Annotated in this window: 26 protein-coding genes; 3 read left to right on the top strand and 23 right to left on the bottom strand. The window is 41.9% G+C overall.

Annotated elements, in window-relative coordinates; genetic code table 11:
• Nucleotides 1-51: 51 nt before the first annotated feature.
• Nucleotides 52-1,686, bottom strand: a complete 1,635-nt coding sequence (locus tag ACP6L2_RS11060) for a carboxypeptidase-like regulatory domain-containing protein (protein WP_440509230.1) — start codon at nucleotides 1,684-1,686, stop codon at nucleotides 52-54.
• 13 nt (nucleotides 1,687-1,699) lie between these two features.
• Entirely contained in the window at nucleotides 1,700-3,028 is a 1,329-nt protein-coding gene (locus ACP6L2_RS11055) for a TlpA family protein disulfide reductase (protein ID WP_094280393.1), read from the bottom strand.
• 308 nt (nucleotides 3,029-3,336) lie between these two features.
• On the opposite strand from ACP6L2_RS11055, the gene ACP6L2_RS11050 reads away from it, so the two are divergent.
• Together ACP6L2_RS11050 and ACP6L2_RS11045 are read left to right on the top strand one after the other, a co-directional pair.
• Nucleotides 3,337-3,747 carry a helix-turn-helix domain-containing protein gene (locus ACP6L2_RS11050; RefSeq protein ID WP_002993277.1) on the top strand — a complete coding sequence of 137 codons (411 nt, stop codon included), beginning with the start codon at nucleotides 3,337-3,339 and terminating at the stop codon, nucleotides 3,745-3,747.
• Nucleotides 3,748-3,754: 7 nt separating this feature from the next.
• Nucleotides 3,755-4,171 (top strand): helix-turn-helix domain-containing protein, encoded by a 417-nt coding sequence (locus ACP6L2_RS11045; protein ID WP_002993276.1) that lies wholly within the window; start codon nucleotides 3,755-3,757, stop codon nucleotides 4,169-4,171.
• Between the two features lie 118 nt (nucleotides 4,172-4,289).
• On the opposite strand, the gene ACP6L2_RS11040 is transcribed toward ACP6L2_RS11045, so the two are convergent.
• The 21 genes from ACP6L2_RS11040 to ACP6L2_RS10940 all read right to left on the bottom strand — a co-directional run bounded on the left by ACP6L2_RS11040 (nucleotide 4,290) and on the right by ACP6L2_RS10940 (nucleotide 24,404).
• Complete coding sequence (locus ACP6L2_RS11040; RefSeq protein WP_002993275.1) at nucleotides 4,290-5,132, bottom strand: RteC domain-containing protein; 843 nt, start codon at nucleotides 5,130-5,132, stop codon at nucleotides 4,290-4,292.
• A 226-nt stretch (nucleotides 5,133-5,358) separates the two neighbouring features.
• Nucleotides 5,359-7,584, bottom strand: a complete 2,226-nt coding sequence (locus ACP6L2_RS11035; protein ID WP_245153196.1) for a multicopper oxidase family protein — start codon at nucleotides 7,582-7,584, stop codon at nucleotides 5,359-5,361.
• Nucleotides 7,585-7,645: 61 nt separating this feature from the next.
• Nucleotides 7,646-8,101, bottom strand: coding sequence for a heme-binding domain-containing protein (locus ACP6L2_RS11030; protein WP_002993272.1), 456 nt, complete (start codon nucleotides 8,099-8,101; stop codon nucleotides 7,646-7,648).
• Nucleotides 8,102-8,133: 32 nt separating this feature from the next.
• On the bottom strand, nucleotides 8,134-8,553 hold the full coding sequence (locus tag ACP6L2_RS11025; protein WP_002993270.1) for a hypothetical protein: 420 nt from the start codon (nucleotides 8,551-8,553) through the stop codon (nucleotides 8,134-8,136).
• Between the two features lie 26 nt (nucleotides 8,554-8,579).
• Nucleotides 8,580-9,104 carry a DUF305 domain-containing protein gene (locus ACP6L2_RS11020; RefSeq protein ID WP_002993268.1) on the bottom strand — a complete coding sequence of 175 codons (525 nt, stop codon included), beginning with the start codon at nucleotides 9,102-9,104 and terminating at the stop codon, nucleotides 8,580-8,582.
• A gap of 11 nt (nucleotides 9,105-9,115) precedes the next feature.
• On the bottom strand, nucleotides 9,116-9,781 hold the full coding sequence (locus tag ACP6L2_RS11015; RefSeq protein ID WP_002993266.1) for a DUF3347 domain-containing protein: 666 nt from the start codon (nucleotides 9,779-9,781) through the stop codon (nucleotides 9,116-9,118).
• Nucleotides 9,782-9,787: 6 nt separating this feature from the next.
• Nucleotides 9,788-11,908: a heavy metal translocating P-type ATPase gene (locus ACP6L2_RS11010; protein ID WP_002993264.1), complete on the bottom strand. Its 2,121-nt coding sequence runs from the start codon at nucleotides 11,906-11,908 to the stop codon at nucleotides 9,788-9,790.
• Between the two features lie 18 nt (nucleotides 11,909-11,926).
• A complete protein-coding gene (locus tag ACP6L2_RS11005; RefSeq protein WP_440509226.1) occupies nucleotides 11,927-12,214 on the bottom strand; it encodes a phosphoribosylpyrophosphate synthetase in 288 nt (95 codons plus the stop codon).
• Nucleotides 12,215-12,246: 32 nt separating this feature from the next.
• A complete protein-coding gene (locus ACP6L2_RS11000) occupies nucleotides 12,247-13,128 on the bottom strand; it encodes a DUF3347 domain-containing protein (RefSeq protein WP_037459498.1) in 882 nt (293 codons plus the stop codon).
• A gap of 267 nt (nucleotides 13,129-13,395) precedes the next feature.
• Nucleotides 13,396-13,575, bottom strand: a complete 180-nt coding sequence (locus tag ACP6L2_RS10995) for a hypothetical protein (protein WP_002993259.1) — start codon at nucleotides 13,573-13,575, stop codon at nucleotides 13,396-13,398.
• Nucleotides 13,576-13,836: 261 nt separating this feature from the next.
• The gene (locus ACP6L2_RS10990) at nucleotides 13,837-14,058 is read right to left on the bottom strand and encodes a heavy-metal-associated domain-containing protein (RefSeq protein WP_002993257.1); all 222 of its coding nucleotides are present in this window, start codon (nucleotides 14,056-14,058) and stop codon (nucleotides 13,837-13,839) included.
• A 99-nt stretch (nucleotides 14,059-14,157) separates the two neighbouring features.
• Nucleotides 14,158-16,569 carry a heavy metal translocating P-type ATPase gene (locus ACP6L2_RS10985; RefSeq protein ID WP_440509223.1) on the bottom strand — a complete coding sequence of 804 codons (2,412 nt, stop codon included), beginning with the start codon at nucleotides 16,567-16,569 and terminating at the stop codon, nucleotides 14,158-14,160.
• A gap of 264 nt (nucleotides 16,570-16,833) precedes the next feature.
• Nucleotides 16,834-17,397, bottom strand: a complete 564-nt coding sequence (locus tag ACP6L2_RS10980; RefSeq protein ID WP_002993254.1) for a hypothetical protein — start codon at nucleotides 17,395-17,397, stop codon at nucleotides 16,834-16,836.
• A gap of 35 nt (nucleotides 17,398-17,432) precedes the next feature.
• The gene (locus ACP6L2_RS10975) at nucleotides 17,433-18,440 is read right to left on the bottom strand and encodes a TonB-dependent receptor domain-containing protein (RefSeq protein ID WP_440509221.1); all 1,008 of its coding nucleotides are present in this window, start codon (nucleotides 18,438-18,440) and stop codon (nucleotides 17,433-17,435) included.
• Between the two features lie 465 nt (nucleotides 18,441-18,905).
• Entirely contained in the window at nucleotides 18,906-19,469 is a 564-nt protein-coding gene (locus tag ACP6L2_RS10970) for a helix-turn-helix domain-containing protein (RefSeq protein WP_002993247.1), read from the bottom strand.
• A gap of 262 nt (nucleotides 19,470-19,731) precedes the next feature.
• A complete protein-coding gene (locus ACP6L2_RS10965) occupies nucleotides 19,732-20,916 on the bottom strand; it encodes a TolC family protein (RefSeq protein ID WP_002993245.1) in 1,185 nt (394 codons plus the stop codon).
• The gene (locus tag ACP6L2_RS10960) at nucleotides 20,913-21,491 is read right to left on the bottom strand and encodes an efflux RND transporter permease subunit (RefSeq protein ID WP_002993243.1); all 579 of its coding nucleotides are present in this window, start codon (nucleotides 21,489-21,491) and stop codon (nucleotides 20,913-20,915) included. Before ACP6L2_RS10960 ends, ACP6L2_RS10965 begins: the two co-directional genes overlap by 4 nt.
• Before the next feature lie 377 nt (nucleotides 21,492-21,868).
• Nucleotides 21,869-22,897 (bottom strand): ACR3 family arsenite efflux transporter, encoded by a 1,029-nt coding sequence (gene arsB / locus ACP6L2_RS10955; RefSeq protein ID WP_002993239.1) that lies wholly within the window; start codon nucleotides 22,895-22,897, stop codon nucleotides 21,869-21,871.
• A 3-nt stretch (nucleotides 22,898-22,900) separates the two neighbouring features.
• Nucleotides 22,901-23,515: a hypothetical protein gene (locus ACP6L2_RS10950; protein WP_002993237.1), complete on the bottom strand. Its 615-nt coding sequence runs from the start codon at nucleotides 23,513-23,515 to the stop codon at nucleotides 22,901-22,903.
• Between the two features lie 19 nt (nucleotides 23,516-23,534).
• The gene (locus ACP6L2_RS10945) at nucleotides 23,535-23,999 is read right to left on the bottom strand and encodes a DUF6428 family protein (RefSeq protein WP_002993236.1); all 465 of its coding nucleotides are present in this window, start codon (nucleotides 23,997-23,999) and stop codon (nucleotides 23,535-23,537) included.
• Between the two features lie 75 nt (nucleotides 24,000-24,074).
• Nucleotides 24,075-24,404, bottom strand: coding sequence for an ArsR/SmtB family transcription factor (locus tag ACP6L2_RS10940; protein ID WP_002993233.1), 330 nt, complete (start codon nucleotides 24,402-24,404; stop codon nucleotides 24,075-24,077).
• Between the two features lie 612 nt (nucleotides 24,405-25,016).
• On the opposite strand from ACP6L2_RS10940, the gene ACP6L2_RS10935 reads away from it, so the two are divergent.
• A complete protein-coding gene (locus tag ACP6L2_RS10935; protein WP_002993229.1) occupies nucleotides 25,017-25,454 on the top strand; it encodes a DUF1896 domain-containing protein in 438 nt (145 codons plus the stop codon).
• Nucleotides 25,455-25,461 lie beyond the last annotated feature (7 nt).

Raw genomic sequence — 25,461 nt, 5'->3', positions numbered from 1 at the left:
AGCAAGACCTGTTAGCTGGTGTTTATCCCAAGTTTTGGAGTAATTCAGTTGTTAACGGAGAGATTGCGACGTGAAGCTGTTTGTTGATTCATTTAAGATATCGCCCAAAGGTATTGGGCGGAATAACGCTCCATCCGTACCAACCTGTGTATAGGTATTTATCCTATCACGGGTATAATAGGATGCCATGCTCCGTATATCTTTTCCTGCTCCCTGTGCGTTTTCATATTGGTATTTGATTTCTACAATCAGCCCTTTGCCAATGTCATAATTCAGCCCTGTATTCAATATCAGGCAGTTTGTTTTCTGCTTATTGTTGATGAGGTTTATTTCGTCCAATGGACGATACGTCCAATCTAATAATCCATTTTGTTTTGTTTCCTGAATATAGTTTGACCGATAATATCGGTCTATTGGTAAAGCGTTTCCATTTTCGTCCGCAATACGGGCATAAGGTAACGAAGAAAAATTGGTAGGTCTTCCTGCGTTTGTGAAGGTATGGGTAAAAAACAAGGCGGCATCCCAACTCAATTTTTTGGAAAGTCGAAACGTATTGTCAGAACGTAGATTATACCGTTTATAACCTCCATCGGTGGTGCTGGTATTGTCATCATAGCCACCAGAAAGATAATAGCTTACATTTTCGCTCTGCCCACTCACGTTTAGGGAATATTGCTGGTTTAGCCCTTTCCTGTAAACGTATTTATTCAATTCCCGACGTATATCGTATTGCGCTAATTCGTTCAGCCCTTGTTGCAATGCGGCATCGGTTAGTAACCCGTGTTTATTTTTATACATTAATTCCACTGCGGGGGATAATGGCACGTAGCCTAACTGCTCATTGGCATCGTAAAAGTTATTGTCAAAAAGCATTTTTTCGACACCTATATAATCCGCAGAAGACATATAAGGCAGTTGCATCATATCCGGCTTTTGAATAAGAGTCATATTGCTGTTAAACGATATGGCAGGCGGCTGGTTCCGTTTGGCTTTCTTGGTCGTTATAACGATTACACCGTTTCCGGCTCTTACGCCCCATATAGAGGCTGCGGTTGCATCCTTTAGAATGGTAATATCTTCCACATCGTTCGGGTTAATATCATTTATATTGCCCTCGTAGGGAAAATTATTCAGTATGATTAATGGTTTCGTATTGGAAAAAATAGTGCTTAGACCTCGTATGCTCAAATTGTTACTGCCTACACCGGGTCTGTTATCAAACATTGCTGAACTGGCAATACCGTCCAACCTGCTCAATACATCGGTAGAGATTTGACGATTAAACAATTCGTTGTCGATATGGTCAAATGACCCTGTGGCTCTTTCTTTGGGTATTTTTTGAATACCCGTGGATACCACTACTTCGCTTAAAGTATTGCTTGCCGGATTTAGGTGCACCGTCAATGGGTTTTGTGGAGCAGCAGAAAGGACAAATGTCGTATCTGCTAATCCAATGTAACTAACACTAACTGCTAAAGGGAATGCTTTATTTGTAAATTCAAAATTTCCGTCTTCATCAGTTTGTACGGTGTTATTCTGACTGCGGTTCAACAATTTGACCGTAGCACCTGCTACGGGCTGACCATTTTCATTATTGACTACCTTACCCCGAATGTTGGATATGTTTTGGGCAATGGTATTGGTAACTGAAAAAAGTATGAGTAAAAAAGTAATTGTTCGTTTCATTGAGTAGTTTGGTTTATAGTTCAGAAATGACAAAAAAATCCAGCACTCTTTCATCTTCCACGATGGCAATACCGAATGGTTTAAGTTGCCTGTTAACAGCTTCCACATCCTCAATAGCATGTGCTATTTTTGGGATGGCTATTTTTTGGTCAGTAAAATCATTTACAACAGGAATATGCTGTATATCTTTATTGGTCTTGTTTACCCAAGCCGAAAGGTATTGTAAGCCGTCTTCGGGTTTATTGGGGATTATTGTCGTTTTCCCTATAATCTTAATGGTATAGCATTTTGTATTACGTTTTTCCATACGCCCATTTATGCCAAAGTGATAATTGAGGTCAGCCTGTACTTTTTGGGGAAAGTGCTTCAATACTGACAATGGGGCAATCCATTCGTAGCAATACTTATCCTGTAAAAACCTTTTCTCCGAAACAGAAAATGGTTCCTTCAACTCCAGCTTTGTCCGGTTAGGTGGCATTGTTAGCAATTCTCTAAATGCAAGTTCGTACATACGGCGGATGTCAGCATTGGTAGATAGTACCCGAAAGGTGCTCTCTTTTTCGTTCACTTTTGGTAGAGCATTTGAACGAGGAATGCCTTCTATGGCTAACGTAATAATACTTCTGCTAACAAAAAAATCCCCGTCAGCACCATTATTATTAAGCAGTAATGGACGTGTGTCATCATAGGTAAGGTTGTCCTTTTTCTGTGCAATGCTATTTGCATTGCCTTTCAATGCCGAAGTAATATTTTCCTTTGTTACATCAGATGAGTGTGTAATAGCTTGTACTTCGCCGGATTTGCTAATCCATACCTCATGCGGCAACATGGTGTAAGGGAAATGGAATTTATATGTATTGTCATCGGTAACTGAAAACAAGTTTAATCGGGAAAGTACTCGATTCTTCTTTAAGAATGCTTTTATTTCGTTGGCTTTCTGGTCTGTCATCGGTAAAATGATAACATCGTCTTTAAACTCCTTTTCCAGTTCGTGAAGTCTTGGCAATGCAGCTACACAAGTACCGCACCACGTACTCCAAAAATCCAATATTATCAGCTTGCCTTTGTAATCGGCAAGGGTGATGTTTTTTTTGTCCTGCGGGTGGTTCACCACCTGCAAAGGTGTGTTCCAAAGAGCATCAGGGATTTGGTCGCCGATGTTTAAAGCGGTGATGTTTTGGTTGTTTGCAGTCCCGACTTCTCGGGACTGCGGACGGGCTATGCCGACACCAAACAACATGAAACAAATTAGAATTAGGAAGTGCCTGCCGCCCGTTACCAGTTCCGGGTTATGGCAGGCTATAAAAATCGTTATCCTATTACGAATAAGTTTATTCGCCATTGGGTTTATAAATTATGGTTATTGGGAAATGATTAATTGCTCCGAGTATGGTTGCAGGACGTGCTAATCCGGGCTTTTGATGATGCAGCGGAGGCTGAATTTCTTTGAGAAGAACAAAACATCGCTTTTTATCCCTCCCGTTGGGGAAAGGAAGTAATATTGTTTATAATTGTTTGTCAATCTTCTCACTATTAGTTATTTGTTCCAAATAACGTTGAAATGGAGATTTTTTTGAAGTAATTTTGGTTGTCTATTATGCTTTTTTGGTTGTCTTTTATTATATTTACGCTATCAAATGACAATGAAATATGCAAGAGGAAGACAAAGTACACGTTTTGGAAACGCTGGAAGAAAACCATCAGGGCAGAAATGCGCAGCGTATCCGTATTTACTTGGGCATTAAGCAAGAAGTGCTTGCTAATGAATTGGGTATGAGCCAGCCACAAATTTCTGCCATAGAACGGGAAGCTGTTTTAGAGCCGGAAATGTTGGAACGATTTGCTTTTGCATTAGGCGTAACCCCTGACCTCATTAAGAAATTTGATGTGGAACGAGCTATTTATAATATCAACAGTTATAAAGATAGTACTGTTCAACATGGTGAGAATAGTACGCAGAATATTAATCCGTTAGATAAAGTAGTCGAGTTATACGAACGGTTGTTGCAAAGTGAGCGGGAGAAACTGGAATTATTTATAAACCAAAAAAATCATTCGTAAAATAACAATGGAAAAAGAAAAAGAAACCGTGTATTTGGAGGGGAAAAACCACATGGGTATAAAAATTGGCAGTGCAAGGCGATTGGTAGGTATTACGCAAAAGGATTTGGCAGAGCGTATGGGTGTGACCAAGCAAGCTGTATCTAAATTGGAACAAACCGAGAACGTGGATGACGAACGATTGGAAAAAGTAGCTATTGCGCTTGGCGTAAGCGTAGAGGGTTTGAAGAAATTTGATGTGGGGCAGGTTCTTTACCATACTAATAATTTTTACGAAAAGGTTGAACCGACAAATGGTGCTATGGTTGGTACAGTAAGAATTGAAAATAATCATCAGTTTTCAATTGAGCAGGCAACCAAGCTGTTTGAAGAATTATTGAGAATGGAACGGGAACATTTTCAGAAAGCAAAAGATAAGAAATAACTAAAGTATCTTTTAAAGCATAACGATAGATTCAGGCTTCCCTCGTAACCAAGAAGCGAAGAATTTTAAAAGAAACGGCGGATCTGCAAGTCCGCCGTTTCTCTTTCTATCGCTGTCATTATTTTTCCTCCTGCTCATCCATTTTCTTAATAAGGTTATCCCGCAGTGCATCAAGGAATTTGGTACGGTTTCGTTTCCGGTTGCGTATTTCGAGATAGGTATGGTAAAAGTTTCCCAAATCAATATTAAAGGCATTTTCAAAATATTCCGCTATCAACCTAATATCCGTATTGCCATTATCGAGAACGCTTTGGTAGTATAGGGAGTAAATGAGTTCTGTCAAAGCAGCTTTACTACCTGTCCAGTTCAGCCCCGAAATAGCAGTTCGTTTTATAAACAAACGCTTGTAGGTGCAGTAAAGCTGGTCTTCGAGATACACCTGTATCAAATCATTCGCCATTATCTTGGCTACCTTATAATCGTGGGAAGTAGAAAAAGATTGGTCGGACTGAAAATAATAGGTATCCAGCCACAGTTTTATATCGTGCTTGCCCCGAACAAACATTTTCTCGTCAAGAAACGAGTTGTTGCTTCGGTAATATTTATAAAAATCAATGTTATTGTCGAAAAACCTTTTTAGCTTCTTCAATTCTTTTTTAAGATATTTTCTAATGCGCTTAGCCCCGTAGGGCTTCCTCGTCTCGATTTTGTAAATGGCATTATAATAAATCAATTTTGAAACAATGACTGGCTTTTGATATTTAAAAAATCGGATTTCTTCATCAACATTTGTAAATCCTCGTTTCAAAACATAATCTTTAATTTCGGACAGACATTCCACAATCCGGTATATAATGGCTTCTGTCCGTTGTACCGGGTTATCGTTTTCAATCTCCAGTTCTTGGATTTCTGTTTCCAATTTAAGATATGTTTCATTGTAAAATTTATCCATTCGTTTCATTTTGATAAATATGATACTGATTAATATAGAAATGCTAATACTGCTCGTATTAGCCCATGCAACTACATGAAAGAACAACCAGTATGATGCTGGTGGTGGAACTGTTGTATTGTCTGATGGGTTGTAGTATGATGCAGGTTAATCCAAACGAATTATACCCCGCATCACCCACTGTATTTTGCCGTAATTTTACGGTTTGCAGTTTACAACCATCCGGTATTTTATTTTAATATGTCAATGCAAGCCCTACACCAAATCCCATATCACTATCATAGTGGGTACGTATACCTATATTTTTATTGATGATATACCTAAGCTCCCCCATATATTCTAAGTCGGTATTTACCATGAAGCCACCTCTTAATCTTTTTGAAATTGGAATATCTTCGCGCATTAACTGCAATCTTACAATTCCATCGTGATATACTTCTGCCTGGAAATTGACCAGCATAGGTAACGTATACATAAACCCTAAACTGAACGCCTTGCGGGTGTCTTTCTTGTTGGTTTGTCCAAATATGTTCTTTTCGTGCTCATCTTCTCCCATTTTCCGGTAACGAAAATCAAAACCTACAAAGGGCATGAACCATTGCATCTTTCCAATGTATCTACCTAAGTGAGTTTCTACTTCATACCCGTGCATACTATTATAGCCTAAGCGCCATTCTGTTCCTAATTGATAGCGTGCATTCATTAGCATAGCTTCTCCATCATTACCATTGGTTGCAAAATCGTTTTGTGCCATAAAATGGGGCATATTACTTTCTCTTTGCAATTCTTTATAGGCTTTTGCCTTGTCAGGTAAATAGGGGTTATTGTAGTCTCCAACTTCAAACACCCTGTTCATTCCCGCCATCATGTGATATAATATATGGCAATGAAAGAACCAATCACCTTCCTCATTTGCTAAAAACTCAATGGTATCCGTTTCCATAGGCATGATATCCAACACATTTTTAAGCGGCGATTTTTCGCCTTTTCCGTTTATCACCCTAAAATCAAATCCGTGAAGATGCATAGGATGCCGCATCATCGAATTATTATAAATGGTAATCCGTAGGATTTCTCCTTTTTTTACAGGTATTTTGTCCGTTTCCGAAAGTATTTTATTATCCATGCTCCATACATAGCGGTTCATGTTGCCAGTAAGTGTGAACTTCAACTCTTTTACAGGCGCATCTTTTGGAAGGGAGGTGTTGTAAGGCGATTGCAACATAGCATAATTTAATGTTTTGATGTCTCCCAAGGCATTAGCGTTGTAACGGTTAGGGTCGTCATCCATGTTCATACCTTCATGCTTGCTGTGGTCTGATTTCTTTGCTGCATCTCCGGTAATTTCGGGATACATCACTACATTCATGTCCATTTGGTTCAGGCTCATCTTCATGCCCATATCGTCCAAATCGCCATTCATTTTCATCATATCGTTCATCATCTTCATCCCCTCGAAATACTTCAATCGTGGGAGCGGGGAAATAAGCTGTTTGACCCCATCACCTATAAAGTAGCTTGCTGATTGTGTTCTGTCCTCGGTTGTTGCTAAAAACTCATATGCTAACCCATCTTGAGGGATAGTCACTACAATATCGTAAGTTTCAGAAACTGCAATGATTAATCTATCCACTTCTACAGGCTCAACATCATTTCCATCATTCGCTACTACTGTAATTTTCCCTCCAGCATATCTTAGCCAGAAATACGAAGACGCCCCGCCATTGGAAACGCGTAATCTGACTTTGTCACCTGCTTTTAGCTTTTTACCACCAATTGTTTTCAAATCGGTGCTATGGCTACCATTTATTAGGATTTTATCATAGTAAACATCACTGACATCCATCGCCAGCATCCGTTTCCACTCATTTTTTACCTTTACGCCTAATTTTCCCTCCTTAATAGCTTCAACGTACGATTGCGTAGCACCTTTCTTAATGGCCGCCCAATCATTTGCATTGTGTAGCATACGGTTGATGTTATCCGGGTTAAGATTTGTCCACTCACTTAATATAATCGGGACGGTCGGCAAATCGTCAATTCCTTTTCTAAAGGTTTTATCGTCGCCTCTTTTTTTCATGATAAAACTACCGTACATGCCTATCTGCTCCTGCAAGCCTGAGTGCGAATGATACCAGTGCGTGCCATGCTGGATAATCGGAAAACGGTAGGTGTAGGTTGTACCCGGTGCGATGGGCTTTTGCGTAAGCCAGGGCACACCGTCTTCTTTATTGGGCAGGAACACACCATGCCAGTGCAGTGATGTGCTTTCTTTCAATTGGTTGTGCACCACTATTTCGGCAGTGTCGCCCTCGGTAAAGGTAAGGGTGGGCATGGGGATTTGCCCGTTTACGGCAATCGCCCTTTTTTGCTTACCTGCATAGTTGACAAGTGTATCTTTTACATACAGCTCGTAATGCACTACTCTCTGTGCAAACAGCGTTTGCGTGCAAAGCAGCATCAGCACTGTTTGCAATATTCTTATGGGTATTTTTTTATATCTGTTCATTCGTTGAAAAATTTTATTTAATGCTGTCTTCCATTGTGCCAAACCACGCTATCAAAACCTGCTTATCCTCCGGTGACAATACTGCATTACGATGAATTAGCGTATATGACGACAATGGCATTTCCCCGTCCTTAACCTGCCCGGCCATAGCCCTGAACTTGTTTCGCTGCCTGCGGACAGAATAGTCGCCAAATTCGCTAAAGTTGAGTTCCTCTTTCCCCTTTTTTATATGCTCTGCCATGTACCATGCGCCGGGCTGGATACGGCTGTACCACGGATAATGGGTATTGTTGCTATGGCAGTCATAACAGGACTGAACAAGGATAGCCTTTACATTTTGGGGTACGGTGTACACCCTTTCGATATGGGTGGCTGGCACTTCAACCGCCTGGTTCCGTAAGGGCTGAAAGAACTGTATGGCAATCAGGACGACAGCCAGCCCCAATATGATTTTCTTCTTTATGGTCATAATTATTTTATTGTGGCTTCATCTTTTTGTGTCTACTGTTTTTTCACATACTTGGCATAATTCTCCTTGTTTTCAAAATAAGAAACTTCACCGTTATTTCCTGTCACAGCAATCACCGCATTAGCTTTGTCTACCTGCTTATGGGAATAGGGGTCTATCGCCATCCGCACGGTCGCATCTTTTGGAATACGTTCCTTACACATTTCGCAACATCCGTAATAGGTTTTACCATCAAATTTTACGTCAAACTGCCTTTTGCCCATATAGGCATCGTTGACCATGCAGACTTCATCCGATGGAACCAATTCACCTATTTGGGTAGTATGTCCGTTGCTTTCCGGAGTTGCCTGCGAATGCTGCTGTTCCGCTTCATCCTTATTTGACCCCGCCTGACCGCAAGCGGTGAATAGCAGGGTTAATAAGGAAATAAAGCCAATTATTATTTTGTTCATGTCCAAACTTGTTTTTTTAAATTTTATTATTTACTTTCTTCAAACTCTTTTAGCTTGCGCTTCATTAGTTCAATTTCTTCCGCTTGGGTTTTAAGTATATTTTTTTGCAGCTCTATCAGTTCCGGGTCGGTCAGGTGTGCCTTTTCGGACATCAATATGGCTGCTGCGTGATGGGGTATCATACCCTTTGCAAACTGCTTGTCCCCGACATTGATTTGTTCCCTGATACCAAACCATGAAAAGATGCCAACAGCAACCGAGATGATGGCTATCGCCCAATTCATCTTCCTGTTGGGGTACATTACTTTCATTATCGCTAATTCGATAAGCAGCATTGCCGAGGTCATCAGCAGGGTCATGTACAAATTGTTGATATTGGGTATCAGGTTCTGCCACCCGTCAATCATGGCGTACATGATAAAATACATCACTGCGAACATGGCTACAGCCATCACCGCAAAGCGTTTGTACATGGCCGAAGCATGTTTTGTATTGTGCGTGCCATGCTCCGAGGAATGACCCGCATGGTGACTGTTTTGCATATTTTCCATAACCCTGAATTTTATTTGCTGTTAATTGTTTTTTCCACCTTACCGCAGGTCAGCATTTTAGAACCGTAGTAAGGGTTTTTGATTTCCTTGTTTTCGCTGAACCAAACAGCACCCTTACCGTCATTGAACATCGGGCAATGGTCCTGATACAATGTTTGCGATGTACCGAACAAATCAATCAGGTCTTTCAAATCTTCGCCAAGCGAGGCCAAATGTTCCCGCTGGTGGTGGATGTTGCCGACATTTTCCCCGATATGTTCTGCGTGTTCTTTAGCATCGTCCGCTATGTCCATGTACTTTTTGTGCTTATCGGCAGGAACGGCTTTCATGTCCACTTTATTCAGGGTAGCTAACAGCTTTTTCCCTGAACTGGCGGCAGCTTTGTCATCGTCCGAAACAAGGGCGTTCTTTAAGGACAGATAATCGGTAACTATGGGCGCAATAGAAAAGTTTTTTGCTTCTTCTTTTCCTGTTGCTTTTGCTTCCTGACCGCTCGGAGTTTCACTCACAACGGGCGCAGCTACCGTATCATCCTCTTTTGGTTGGGAAGCTGACTGTTCTTGTGATACAACAGCAGTATCACTTGAAGACTGCTCGTTTTTGTTGGATGCCTGATTGCATGATACTGTTACAAATGCCATGATAACAGCAATGATTGATAATGTTAGATTTTTCATTTTTATTTATTTTTTGATTTTTAAAAAACTTGCGTTAATAGCCACTACAATGGTGCTTACACTCATCAGCACAGCACCCATAGCGGGACTTAAAACAAAATTCGGATAGAGTACGCCTGCCGCAAGGGGTATTGCCACCACGTTGTAGCCAACCGCCCATATCAGGTTCTGTACCATCTTTTTGTAGGTAAGTTTGCCGAAGTCAATCAGTTTGACCACATCCCTCGGGTCGCTGTCTACCAATATGATATCCGCTGTTTCGGCAGCCACGTCCGTACCGGAACCCACGGCAATGCCCACATCTGCCTGTGCCAGTGCAGGTGCATCATTTACACCATCACCAGTCATTGCTACGATTTCGCCTTTTGCCTGAAACTCCTTTACTTTCTCCTGCTTGTTGTGCGGAAGCACATTAGCCAAATACCCGTCCATACCCAATTTTCCGGCTACGGCAGCAGCAATCCTGTCGTTGTCCCCGGTGAGCAGAAAGGACTTGATGCCCATTTTTTTGAGTTCCTCAATCGCCTGTGCCGACCCCTCACGGATGCTGTCTGCCAAAGTAATGATGCCGATTACCCGGTCATCAATGAGGACAAAGTTGACCGTTTCGGCTTCCTGATTGATTTCGCTTGGTATTTCCGGCAGGGAAAGGTGGTTTTCGGTGAAATAATTCGGGCCGCCAGCTACGACATTTTTCCCGTTCACAACACCTTTAACACCTATGCCCTGCATATAGCTGAAGTTTTCAGACTTCCATAAGGCAAGGCTCTTTTCTTTCAATGTAGCCATAATGCCTTTGGCGATATGGTGTTCCGAATTTTGCTGTACTGCGGCAGCATACTGGATAACCTCATCGGCATTATATTCGTCTGTTAACGGTATAACCTTTTCTACGGCATGGGAACCTTTGGTGAGCGTTCCGGTCTTATCAAAAATGACGGTGGAAAGTTTTCGGGTGGTTTCAAATGCCGTACGGTTGCGGATGAGCAGGCCATTGGTCGCCGAAAGCGTTGTGGAAATGGCGACCACCAACGGGATAGCCACGCCCAATGCGTGCGGGCAGGCCGTTACCATTACCGTCACCATTCTTTCAAGCGCAAAGGCAATATCTCCACTGCTTGCATACCAATAGGCAAATGTGCCTATGCCCACGGCAATGGCAATAAAGGTGAGCCATTTGGCAACTTTGTCCGCAAGGTTCTGTGTATTAGACTTAGTAGCCTGCGCTTCCTGCACAAGATTGATAACCCTGTTCAGGTAGCTGTCTTTTCCCACGGCTGTTACCTTAACTTTCAGCGCACCATCGCCATTGATAGAGCCTGCGATGACCTTTCCGTCCTTTTCCTTTTTTACGGGAACACTTTCCCCGGTAAGCATACTCTCGTTGATATACGAAAGCCCCTCCAGTACCAATCCATCGGCTGGAATTTTTTCTCCCGGTTTTATGATAGCCGTTTCACCGCTTTGCAGGTCTTCGAGCTTTATCTTTACAGCTTCTCCGCCACGTTCCACGGTAACATCGTTGGGCAGCAAAGCCACCAATGACTGTAATGCCCGTGAAGCAGCCATTTGGGAACGCATTTCCAGCCAATGCCCTAACAGCATGATGTCAATTAGGGTTGCCAGTTCCCAAAAGAAGTCCATACCCTGCAAGCCAAATACAACGGCTACGGAATAAACATAGGCTACGGATATGGCAATGGCAACAAGTGTCATCATCCCTATGGCTTTGGCTTTCACCTCGCCAATCATTCCCTTTAGGAACGGTAAGCCTCCATAGCAATAAATCACCGTACCCAATGCCAACAGCACATATTTATCGCCATTGAAAGCAAGGGAGAAACCCAACCATTGCTGTATCATGTGCGACAGGAGCAGGATAGGGATTGTAATGACAAGGCTTATCCAAAAACGTGTGAGGAAATCGCCTGTATTATGCCCCTCATGTTTATCAAAGTTTTCGTCATCATGGCCATGTTGAGAATGCCCGGAATGCTCATGTTCTGGCGTGTGTTCATGAGAAGCTGACGTACCGCCACCGGGAACCAATGCCATGCCACAAAGAGGGCATTTGCCCGGTTCGTCTTTTAGCACCTGCGGGTGCATGGGACACGTGTATTTTTTCATAACAAGGGATTTTAAAAGTTATGTTGCATTTAATTTTTTTACCATCTCATGGGTCATTTCTTCAGCATAAGTACCATAGGCATCAACAAGTACCCCTTTGCTCTTACCGTCATTGGACGATATGGCATAAATCACGGCATTGTTATCAGGACTGCTGTCGAGGCTTTCAAACCTATGAGTTTCCGTAACCGTAAAATCCTCCGGTTTTAGTTTCAGGCTCTTTGACGCACAGTAAAGGCAGTCCGGCAACAGACTAAAATCAATAATGTACCCACGTTGTCTTAGGTCTTTAAGAGCCTGCACCATATCACTATACTGTTCCATAGCTTTCCGACCTGTTATTTAATGGTTTCGACCGTACTGCCGCAGGTAAGCATCTGTGAGCCGTAATATGGGTTTTTAATGGCATTCTCTTTACTTAGCCAATTGGCCCCCTTACCTCCATTGTACATAGGACAGTGCTGGTAATAAACTGGTGTATCCTGTTTAGACACTTTAGCCAGTATGTAGATGCTTCCCGAAAGTGCCGCAAAAGCACTTCTTTGTTTTGCAACGTCTTTTGATTTTGAAATGCTTTCCGCATTAGCTGTCAAGTCCTGCATTACTTTCATCCAAGCCGTATGTTCCTCTGCCGAAAGCTTGTTCATATCGACTGCTTTAAGGGATGCAGCCAATTCAGCGGCTTTGGCAGATGCAGTTGCCTCATCGGTTTTTATCAAAGCATCTTTCACTGAAAAGTAGTTGTCAAACACAGCTTTTAGCTGTGATTGATTTTGAGCTGCATCCTTGTTAGCGGGTGCTGCCATTTCACCGTGGTTGTGATTGCCATGTCCGACTTTCATGTCCATTGCCGCCCCTTTGTTTTGGGCAATTGTCTTCAAAGGTCTATCGTACTGGCAGCATTCAGCCAGTTTCGCATATACGTCATCCGGCGCACGGAACTTCTCACTATCATAACCCGCCAAAGCGATACGTTTCAGGATTTCATCCTGATTTGTTTTCTCGCTGTCATACGTGAGCGTAGCCATCTTGGTATCTTTGTTCCAGTCCACGTTGGCTACCTTTTTTATGTTACCTGCTTTTTCGATGGTGGTTTTACACATACCACAATTGCCGTAAATCTTTACGGTTTCTGTTTTCGCATTTTTGATTTGTGCGAAACCATTCATTGAGGATAGTAATACGGCGATTACCATCACTATTTTTGATAATGATTTCATAATAATTACTTTTTAGAAATGAAGTATTGAAAGCCCATTTCTGTTTTAAACTTTAAATAAATGATACAAATAAGGGATTTGCAAAAAGCCGAAGCGGCTTCTGACAGGACATACCTATGGCTGGCAGGCCATAAATTTAGCTTATTTTAGGCGGTAGCCAAATGGAAAAAAAGCCCGAAGAATAATAGGCTTCTTTGAAAGCGAATTTTTGCTTTTTAGCTGCTGCTAAGTGATCTTTTGCCTTTAATTCGATTACGGTTGGGACATTTAGGGAAGTGGTTGAAGCACCGCACCTGCAAGAGCTGTGGGAACAACCGCCCCCGCATTTGTCACTTTTGCATTTTTTACAGGATTTGCTCTTGCAACCTTTTGTATGTTCTGATTTTTTGGATTTCTCCTTTGAGCAGGAAGACTGCTCGGTCTTTGTTGAATTTTTGGAACAGGCATAGCTCTGACTTGGTATCATAAAGAAAACCAAACAGAACAATGTCAAAATGCCTATATGTATTCTATAATTTTTCAACGCAACAAAGTTACAAATTAGATTGGTTTTTTATATCGTTTTACGTTTTTTTTGCTATATGGAAAAATAATGCCATATACGCAATAACCTATCGCCTTTTTTCAGAATTGATAAAATGCCCTTTTTCATCAACCCAACCTCATGGAAATTCGGTCGGAAAAAGGGCATTTCAAAAAGTTGCTGGCTTAGGCATCCAAAGGTTCTATTTTGAAGCCTGCCTTTTGCACGGTCGATATTACTTCATGCTCGGTAATGCCCTCGGACTTCACGGTAAGTACTTTGTCCTTGTTGGCCGTGTCCACTTCCCAATGGCAGATGCCCTCTGCCTTGTCCAAGTGCGGCTTTACAGATGCGATACAGCCGCCGCAATTGATGTTCGTCTTGAATTGAAATTGTTTATTTTCCATTGTTTACAAATTTTAGAGTTATCTGATAATGCAAATTTCCGTACTATTCAGTTAGTTATTGTTGTGTAATTTCTTGTTTGATTTGTGAGATTTACTGTTTTATTTCTTCCACTTCAACCGCAGGCTGTTACTGACCACGCTCACGCTGCTCAATGCCATTGCCGCACCCGCAATCATCGGGTTGAGCAGGAAGCCGTTAACAGGGTAAAGGATGCCTGCCGCTACCGGAATGCCGATTACGTTGTAGATAAACGCCCAGAACAGGTTTTGCTTGATGGTGGCTACGGTCTGTTTGGACAAGCGTATTGCCTGCGGTATCTTGGTCAGGTCGGACGAAATGATGGTCATCTTGGCTACGTCCATTGCGATGTCGCTGCCTTTGCCCATTGCGATACTTACATCGGCTGTTGCCAATGCGGTGCTGTCGTTGATACCATCGCCCACCATTGCCACTACCTTTCCTTTACTTTGCAGTTCTTTCACAAAGTCGGCTTTGTGCTGTGGCAAAACTTCGGCTTTGTAATGCTTGATGCCTGTCTGCTCCGCAATGGCTTTTGCAGTAGCTTCATTATCTCCGGTCAGCATATACAGGTCAATGCCCATTTCCTGCATTTCCCGGATAGCCCGCACCGATGTTTCCTTAATCTTATCGGCGATAGCGATTACAGCAAGAGCCTTTTTGCTGTTTGCAAACCAGATAACGGTTTTAGACTGTTTGCCCCATTCTTCGGCCTGGTCTTGTAATTCGCCGGCAATGGCAATGTTGTTTTCTGCCAATAGCTTTTTGTTGCCTACAGAATAGGTTTCGTTGTCATGGTCTGCTTTTGCGCCTTTGCCCGTAATGCTGTCGAACATGGATAAAGAGGTGGTCGCTACATCGCCAAGATGCTTCACTACGGCTTCTGCCAATGGATGCTCGGATTGCTTTTCGATGCTCAAAAGGATTTCTTTTGCAGTGTCCTCATTGTTCAGCCATTTAATGCCCGTTACCTGTGGTCTTCCCTCGGTGATGGTTCCGGTTTTGTCCAAAACGATGGCATTTACTTTTTTGGCCAGTTCCAAACTTTCGGCATCCTTTATCAAAATGCCATTTTCAGCACCTTTACCAACGCCTACCATAATAGCGGTGGGTGTCGCTAAGCCTAAAGCACAGGGGCAGGCAATGACCAATACCGTAACGGCTGCCAACAGACCTTGAACAACCCCGTTTTCGCCTCCCAAAATCAACCATAGCGTAAATGTCAGGATGGCAATACCTATCACTGTGGGAACAAAGATGCCCGCAATCCTATCGACCAGTTTCTGTACGGGTGCTTTGCTTCCCTGTGCATCCTGCACCATTTTGATGATGTGGGCAAGCATGGTTTCTTTGCCCACTTTTACCGCCCTGAACCGGAAGCTGCCTTTTTGGTTAATCGTTCCTGCAAATACTTTTTCTTTTTCTTTTTTCAATACAGGTACAGGCTCACCGCTTAACATGCTTTCGTCCACATACGAATTGCCCGATATGACCATGCCGTCTACCGCAATCTTTTCACCGGGCTTTACGAGTATCACATCGCCTGCGCTTACGTCTTCGATAGCGGTCTGCTTTTCCGTTCCGTCCGCATGTACCACGATGACCGTTTTTGGCTGCAAGCCCATCAGCTTCTTAATGGCTGAAGAGGTGTTGCCTTTGGCTCTTTCTTCCAGCAGTTTTCCCAAGAGGATGAATGCGATAATAACGGCAGCCGCTTCAAAATATACGTGAGCATGCAGTCCCCGTTGATGCCAAAAGTCGGCAAACAGCATATTGAAAACACTGAACAGGTAGGCAATACCTGTACTCAATGCCACCAGCGTATCCATATTGGCGGAACGGTGCTTTGCCTGCTTCCAAGCGTTTACAAAAAAATCCCTGCCCAACCATATTACAACGGGCGTGGAAAAGAGCCACATTATCGGGTCTGCATAGGGCATATCCATAAAGAACATTCCTATGATTACCACGGGCAGGGAAAGGATAATTGCCCAAATGGTCTTGTTTTTCAAGGTTCGGAATTTCTTTTCGTGGATGGCTTCGAGCGTTTCCTGCTGCTTGGTTTTGTCTTCAATCAATAGGTCGTAACCTACTCCCTGAACCGCTTTTTGCAGGGTGGAGGCATCGGTCATATTGGGCAGATATTCCACGGTAAGATTGCCCGTTGCAAAGTTCACGGAAGCATTAACTACTCCCGGTTGGTATTTAACAATGCTTTCGGCACTGCCCGCACAGGATGCACAGGTCATGCCCAATACCGGAAAAGCACTTTTAACCGTAGGAACTCCGTAACCTAAATCTTTAATTGCCTTAACAGCTTCGCCTACGGTTTCATTGCTATCTACTGTAATCGCTGCCCTGCGGTTGTTCAGCTCTACTTTATGGGTTTCTACGCCTTTTACCTGTGCCAATCCCTTTTCAACGATTAATGCACAGTGTTCGCTTTCTACATCCTCCAACGGTATGTATATATTTTCTCTGTTTGTCGCCATATTTGCCTGCTTTAATTTACAATGCAAAATTGGCTATTATAATTATGGGTACTGTTGTGAAATTTTGGATTTGATTTGTAAGATTTATTGAAATCCTGTATAGGTGAGCCACTTCATCAGATGGTTATCGCCATAAAGCCAGTTTTAGATGGTCTTTAAAACCACAAAGCATTGCGAAAGATAATCGCAATGCTTTATTGTTTGCTTAAAAAGCTGTGGTCTTAAAATACTGACGGATGCCCGGTCTTCTTCTTGGTGCGGGGTTTATTCAACTTTAGAATTAAATTGAATATCTACGTCAGTTGATGACTTAGGGTCATTAATCAAGTCCGTTTCAATCTTTCCTCCCTGTGGATAATGGCGCAGCACAACCCTGACCGTACCAGTGGAAGCGGTCGTGGTTGTCCAAACGCTTTCCAGCCCTAACGTAACGTTGTTGTCATCCTTATCCAAATTTGTGATTTGTATATTTGATGTGGAAGATGGCACGTAATAAATACGGTGGTCTATATTTTCCTCACTTACTTCTTCGGTAATGTCTTCACCATTTACCTCGTCAAGAAAGGATACGCTGACATCATAGGACTTACCCGGTTGCAGTGCAATCTGGTCTATGACCGGGGCGTTTCCTCCGGCTCCGTCAGCACCTTTCCAAGCATAAAGAAGTTCGTTCGTGGTTCCCTGTTCCTTAAAACGTAGCTGTACCGTAGTGATTACCTCGTTGTCGTTTTCTTCGGGGATAGGGTCATCGTCTTTGCTGCATGAGGTTGCGAATAGTACGATTGCCGCTACGGCAATCGAAGAAAAATGTTTGAATTTCTGTGTCATTGTTATATAAATTTAATTGTTGAAAAACGTGTTTGTCAGAAAACGTACTTTAATCTAACGGAGATGTTTCTGCCCATTTCGTCCGTAAAATACCTGAAGCTGTTCAGGTAGTTTCTGTACCGGGTATTGAACAGGTTGCTCACTGCAAGATTGATGTTCAGTGACCTGCCCAAGACACTGACCACTGTACCAGCGGATATATTTGTCAGGAGATAACCATCAGGGGGCAGCTTATAATCCTGCTGGCCGTGTATGTTTTCATCAGGTACTCTTGTCTGTTTTAAGACCAGCGGAATTTCCATCCCGATATAGGATTTTTGGAAAGACCTTATATCGGGCAGTTCGTAATTGAACCCCAATGAAAACCTGTCCGATGGCATGGAAATCAGCCAGTCGTTTATCGTTTTATTGTACGCCCTTAGCAAAGATGCCTTTCCTATGATGTCCAGTTTCTGTACAGGCTTGTAATTGATTAATAAATCCGTTCCCGTGAGATAGGCATCAGCCTGTTGATAGACGAATTTGGGAAATGCACCTGCAATGGTCAATACAGGCTCTCCCGGGCGGGGCTGTAAATAGATAAAGTTGTTGATGGAATTGTAGAATACAGACCAGTCTATATTTACTGATTTTTCTTCATTGCTATATGAAAGCCCCAAGACCGTGTTTACAGCCTGCTCTATTTTCAGGTTTACGTCCCCAAGTTCATAGGTGGCAGTACCTTGATGTATGCCGTCAATGAGCAGTTCGTTAACGTGGGGAGCCCTATTGGCAAGGCTGACCATTCCGTTTATCCTGATATGGTCTGAAAGATGGTAGATGGTATTGAATGATGCCCCGATTGTTGAAAAATCAAAGTCATGCTCCACAGGCTGGTTATTGTAAGGGTATCGTACCGTACTGATTTGCTTAAAATCATACCTGATACCGCCCTGAAGCTCCCATTTGTTCTTCTTCCATTTTTCAATCCAGTATGCACCGTATGTTTGGGAATTGTAGGCAGGGATGAGATACCGACCTTTGTAGGTATTGTCCTGCTGCATAGCGGATATGCCGATACTTCCGTTAAAGTTTTTGAATGTGGGATGCTCCCAAGAAATTTCTTCGGAAATCGTGCTGACATTCAAAGTCATTTGAGGCGTTGTAATTTCGCTGTTCCTGACTATATCAAATTCTTCCCTGTTGTTGAATTGTGCGGCAATCTGTATGTTCAGTTACCCGGCTTTCTCTCCGGCAAATATCTCCGGGTACTGGATAGGTTAATGGAAGAAGATTTAGTCCACAAAGTGGTAAACGTTGACGGGGGTGTAGGATATGCAAGTTGCCATAACTGTGAAGTAGTCCACAATCATAACCACTTGCATTTCAGTTGTCAAAAATGTAAATCGGTAACTTGTATAGAGGATGTGCAACCGTTATTTAAGTTGCCTAAAGGATATAAAATAAGTGAAGTCAATTTTACGGTGTCAGGGCTTTGCCCGCAGTGTTCCTGAATAGCGTAGCCGTTCCTATACTTTATCCAACGGCTTTCTCTTATCTTCCCGGACTTGTTTGAAATAGCTCGGGGTAAGCCCCGTTACTTTCTTGAACTGGTTGCTCAAATAGGCTACGCTTGAATAGTTGAGGCGCATGGCAATCTCACTTAACGACAGTTCATCATACACCAGCAGTTCTTTTACCTTTTCCACCTTTTGGGCGATAAAGTATTTTTCAATAGTTGTACCCTCTACTTCTGAAAACAGATTGGACAAGTAATTGTAATCGTGGTGCAGTTTATCGCTCAATACATCGGAAAGGTTGGTTTTTACATCACTATCCTGATGATGTACCAGGTCAATGATAATGTTCTTTATCTTTTCTATTATCCTGCCTTTTTTATCATCAATTACTTCAAACCCCAATGGCTCTAAAGTCTTGACCAAAGCCTCTTTCTCCGTAGGTGTAATTTCTTTGGTAAGGGTAACTTCGCCCAGCTTTACATTTTTAGCATCTAAACCAAGTTTATCCAATTCGTTTTGCACCACCATAATACAGCGGTCGCATACCATATTTTTAATAAAGAGTGTATTCATATCTTACTAACTGCTATATTAAGCACAATAAACAAATTTACGATTTAAGTCGAACTACGCTCGTTGCTTCCTGTCTAAATCAAGTTATCTGATTGCATTGTCTGCATAGGCGCTTTTAATTTGGGTTTTTGTTAACCTGAAGCCTCGGCCCAGGCTTCTAATTTAGTTAATTGAAACCTTGCGAAAGTTGTATTCCGCAAGGTTTTAAAACAGTGATACATCTGCCTTTGCTAATGGTCTGCATTCACCCTACAATATTAAATTATAGCAAATACTGGTACAGTTCGGCTATTGCATCGTTGTACTCTTTCTCCGCCTGCAAATAATTATTGGTAGCGGTATAAAAGTAACTTGCCTCCAAAAAATATTGGATAGTGGTTATCTCTCCGAATGATAACGCTTTATCCAATAGTTTAATACTGTTGATACTGCTTAATACTTTCTCATATTCTGCTACCGTCTTTTGCAGGTTGATATACTTTTCATACAGTTGCTTCAAATGATAATAATGTTCGTTCTTGTGCCGTGCTACCTGTACTTCTGCCACCGATAATTCAGCCTGCTTTTGCTTCACCCGATTTTTGTTTTCACACAAAGGAATGCTCACGCCTACTTTTGCACCGTAAAACTGCTGCCCTAAAATACCCTGATAATGAAAACCCACTTCAAATTTTGGCAGGGTCAATGCCTTAGTAACTTCAATATCCTTTTGGGCTACTACGGTCTGTTGTGTCAAATATTTTCTTACCGGGTCTTTGTATTCAATTGTTTCTTCCAATTCTTCAAATGCAGGAACGGGCTTATATTCAGGGTATATGGTATCGTTAAAGACTATCTCTATACCGCCGTTAAGTTCCGTCAGTTTTTGATGAAGTTGGTTGATAGCGGAAATGTTCAACTGATAATCTTTATTAATCTCAATCAATTGAAGTTTAGCCTTATTCACGTCCAGCACATTACCTTCGCCCTTATCCAGTTTGGTCTGAAAGTCGGTCAGGAACTTTTCGGTTTTTGTTTTCCGTTCTATAATTCTTTCCTGAAGTTTATTGCGGTATATCAGTTCAATGCAAATCTTTTTCGCTCCCAATAATATTTCCTGCCTGTTGGCTGTTAGCGAAAAATCTGCCTGCTTACTCTGCTCGCCAGCCAATGCTTTCTTTTTACTGTAAACCGTGGGAAAGTCGAAACGCTGCAAGACGTTAATGTCCGTTTGGTTGCCCGCAATGGCATAGGGTGAGCCACGCATAAAATCGTAGCTGACCACAGGGTCGTACAGCGTATTGCCCGTATGGTACAATAACTTCTGCGCATCCCAATATTTGCTTTGGGTTTGCAGCGTTTTATTGTTCTTGGCAACATCAGACAAGACGGTTTCCAATCCTGACTGTGCCTGCAATTGTATGGTAAAAACGCACATACAGATTGCCGTTAAAAATTTTATGTTCATGCTTTAGCTGCTTTTTTGTTAGATAAATAGTACACCGCCGGAACAATAAAAATGTTGAGCAATGTAGAAGTAAGCAAGCCGCCCAATATCACTTTTGCCATAGGACTTTGTATCTCGTTGCCGGGCAAATCGCCCGCAATAGCAAGCGGTATCAATGCCAGCCCTGCGGTAAGTGCCGTCATCAGGATGGGGCTTAACCTGTTCTTTGAGCCTTGTATAACCGTATCGTACAAATCCAACCCCTCATCACACAATGTATTGTAATGCGATACGAGCAGGATGCCGTTACGGGTAGCCACACCAAACAAGGTGATAAAACCGATAATGGCAGGAATGCTCAAAATGCCACTGGTAAAATAGATGCTGAACACACCGCCAATCAATGCCAAAGACAGGTTGATTAAAATGATGGCGGCTAACTTTACCGTTTTGAACTCCCGGAACAGTATCAGGAAAATAATCAGAATGGAAAGCAGGGAGGTCGCAATCAAGGTCTGCGATGCTTCTGCCTCCGCTTCAAATTGCCCACCGTATTCAATGTGGTAATCTTCGGGCAGCTTTATTTTTTCGCCCACTATCTGTTGGATTTCCTCAACGGCACTAACGATATTGGTTAAGCGAAAACAAAATGTAACCGCAACAATCTACACCAAAGCAATCAGCAATCAGCTACAATTGGACATAAAACGGTACAACAGCCAATACCTCCCGATTGAAATTAAGGTTTTCTCCGATACCCACGACCGATTTTTGATAATAGACCAAGCGGAGCTTTACCATATAGGGGCTTCGCTCAAAGACCTGGGCAAAAAATGGTTTGCATTTTCCCGAATGGATATTGAGGTGGGCAGGATGCTTCACATCTTGAACAAACAATAAACGCTCCGGATTCAGAGGGTTTAATTTTAGTTTCTTGACAATTCTAAAATCCCGCTAAGTTATTTACATCAACTTAGTATAGTTTCTTCTTCAACCATAAACTTGCCCTTACCAATAGTATCAGTACAGGCACTTCGACCAATGGTCCGATAACGCCAACAAATGCCTGTGGAGAATGAATACCAAAAACCGCAATGGCTACGGCTATGGCCAATTCAAAATTGTTCCCGGTGGCTGTAAATGCTATGGACGCGTTCCTGTCATAAGGAACATTCAGGGATTTGCTTATAAAAAAGCTCACGAAAAACATCAATACAAAATAGATGATTAGCGGTATGGCTATCTTAATCACGTCCACTGGCAACTCCAATATCTTGTCGCCTTTCAAACTGAACATCAGTACAATGGTAAACAATAATGCGTAAAGTGTAATAGGTGATACTGCCGGTATGTATTTTCTATTGTACCATTCAATGCCTTTTGATTTTATAAGAACATATCGGCTCACGAAACCTGTAAAAAAAGGAATACCCAAGTATATCAACACGCTTTCGGTAACGTCTTTCATTGATACATTTACATTGAAATTGGCTAATCCTAATTTACTCGGCAATACGTTGATAAAAAGCCAAACCAAAAAACTGTAACTCAATATCTGAAAGACACTGTTCAACGCTACCAATAGTGCCGTATATTCCCTGTTGGCTTTTGCCAGGTCGCTCCATACAATTACCATTGCGATACATCTTGCCAATCCTATCAAAATCAATCCCGTCATATAATCGGGTTCATTCCTTAAAAACAGAACGGCTAACCCGAACATCATTACCGTACCGATTACCCAATTGAGGAATAAAGATATTCCAATTACTTTTTTATCCTTAAACGCTTTGGGCAATACTGTATAATCCACCTTTGCCAATGGCGGGTACATCATCAGTATCAAACCTATTGCCAGCGGGATATTAATGGTTCCTACGGACAAGCTGTCTGTTACGTTAGAAATGTTGGGAAAGAAATATCCTAATCCTACGCCAAATGCCATAGCAAGGAATATCCATAGGGTAAGGTAACGGTCAAGAAATTTTAGTTTTGGTTGCATTGGTTATTTTTTAATCATTGAAAAAACATAGAACATTTCAGTTGCTATCTCCAAACTCCTTTCCGCATATATCTTTGTCTGCTCTGTTGTGCCGTCTGAAATCTTCGGGTCTTCAAATGTGATAGGTATTCTCTTTTCTGCACCTGCAATAAAAGGACAGCCATCGTCTGCCTGTGAACAGGTCATAATGGCAGTGAATGCCGATACAGGATTGAAAGGGCTATCGTACTTTTTTGAAAAACCGATAATCGGCAAAGCATTTTCACTGTACTTAATAGCATAAACAGGATTGTCCGCTTCCGAAATTTTGAAAGCAGAAAAACCCTGTTCATTCAATGTTTCCACTACTTTCGGAAATAATGCCGTTTCTTCCGTACCGCCCGAATAGCAATATACATTCGGGATATGGTAATATACACTTGCCACCTGTGCCCAAACCTGCGATAAATGGCTTCTTCGTGAATTGTGTGTACAGATGAAATTGAGATTTATTACCTGTCCGTTGCTTACTTTTTGTTGTACGAAGTCTATCAAGGGTTGCAATATGGTTTTACGTTCTTCGCTTACGGTCTGAACATCAGATATTCCCTTTATGGTTTCAGCTAAATTCTTGTACATTACGATTGGTTTATAGGGTTTAACAACAGTCCGAATTAGGCGAACAGCAAGCACTGTTCAGCTCTGATAATTCTACTTTTTGTTTTTCGGCAGGAATACCGCAGGCATCACTTGCCAAACAAGCGGTTTGTTTGTTTTTCAGTACAAAATGGTTTCCGTTAAAATCCAGATTGTATTTGCCAATGGTTTCGCTTTGGTATTCCACTTCTATTTCGGCATCTTGAATATCCAATTTTTCTTCGGACAGTTTGATGATGTTCAATAGTTTGGTCGGCTTTAGCCTGTGTTCAAAATCGTTGGCGTTCCACAACTGGAAGTTGACGACCTTTTCATTTCTGATCGTTCCGCCACAATCAATAAAATGTTTTGTAACAATACCTACCTCCGTAACGTGGAAATGTTTGGGGACAAATGTTCCGTCCGCTAATTGAAATTCAACATTGTCCAATGTTGGTAAGATTTCTTTGATGTTTGATAGTTTCATTGTTTTTGAATTTTGAAATGATTTATTAAAATATTGTATCGTAATATAGCGATGTTAAATATTAAAAAAACACGGCTAACAGCACTTGTTTACCTTTACTTCCTGATCAAAGAATGAATTAAAATCTGCTTGGATTTTTTTCCAAACATTTTTATCGATGCAATAACAAACAGATTTAACCTCGATTGTGCCTTGAATGATGCCGATACTCTTTAACTCCTTTAAATGCTGAGAAATCGTAGCCTGTGCCAATCCCAATTCCTCGACCAGATCATTACAGATACAGGCTTTCTGGTTAATGATATATTGAAGTATGGCAACCCTTGCAGGGTGTGCCAGAACCTTAAATAGAGAAGCTAATCTGTTTTGCTCGTCCGTGAATATTTCTGATTTAGTAAGTCCCATGCTTTGTTTTTTATATATCGCAATATTACGATAATAAATTTAGATATAATATGGTTTGTAAAAAAACAATCAATTCTTTTAATAATCTTATGTGTGGTAAAACCCTACCTCTCAAAGCCAAACTCTGCCACTTTCAGTCGACCTTTTCTTCTCGCTGATACCTTAGCCGTTGCAAGAAAAAAAAACGAACAGGAACAATGATTGGGTTTTTATTGGAATGGGATATATTACACGGGCAAATGCAGAAATCGTCCTACTGTTCACAAAGGGAAAACCTCTTGAAAGACATGCAAGAGATGTTCCACAGGTGCTTATATCTCCCCGTGGAAGACAATCCGAAAAACCTGACAAAATCAGAAAGCGTATTGTTCGGCTTTTTGGGCAAGTTGACAGACTGGAGCTTTTTACAAGACAAAGTTCCCAAAACGATGATGATGATTTTGATGGGTCGGACGTATATGTCAATGAAGTGGACAACTCTATAACGATATCTGAATAAACACTGTTCTGCCAAATCCTGCCTCCCGAAGCCAAACCCTGCCACTTCTTCAAAGGCTCTTGCTCCCTGCTCTAATTTTAGGTTTTACGCAAAATTCTAAACAAAATTTAATTATGAGTACACAGCAAAAAGACCTGTCGTATTTCCGTTTACGACTACAGGAACTCCTGAACAGTAGTTTCCCTGAAAAAGCCAGCAACCAAAAATTTATTGACCAGCGTTCCTCGTGGGCTGCCAATGCCTATGAGGATGCGTTCCGTTCCGGCAATGCCATTGAGCAATGTAATGAGATAGCGAATTACATACTCTTTGAGGGTTTGCACTTCTCCAAGTTTGATATGGTTTTTCAGGTAGTATGCAATGAGTTCGATACCCTAATGGCAGACGAGGAACTGCGGCGGTTCGCTCTGAAAATGTTCCCTGTTTGCGAGAATGTTTTCGCCCAATATGAACTAGCCGATGATTTTGCCTACGGTTATGAGTTTGACCTGCTCTATACCGAGATAACCGGAACCATCGCAATATGGATTGAGGAAAATGGGCTTCAGTAAACGGCAG

It is taken from the genome of Sphingobacterium lactis (assembly GCF_051951495.1).
GTDB lineage: Bacteria > Bacteroidota > Bacteroidia > Sphingobacteriales > Sphingobacteriaceae > Sphingobacterium > Sphingobacterium lactis_A.
Note: the sequence above shows the minus strand (reverse complement) of the source record. Positions and strands in the feature narration are given on the sequence as shown.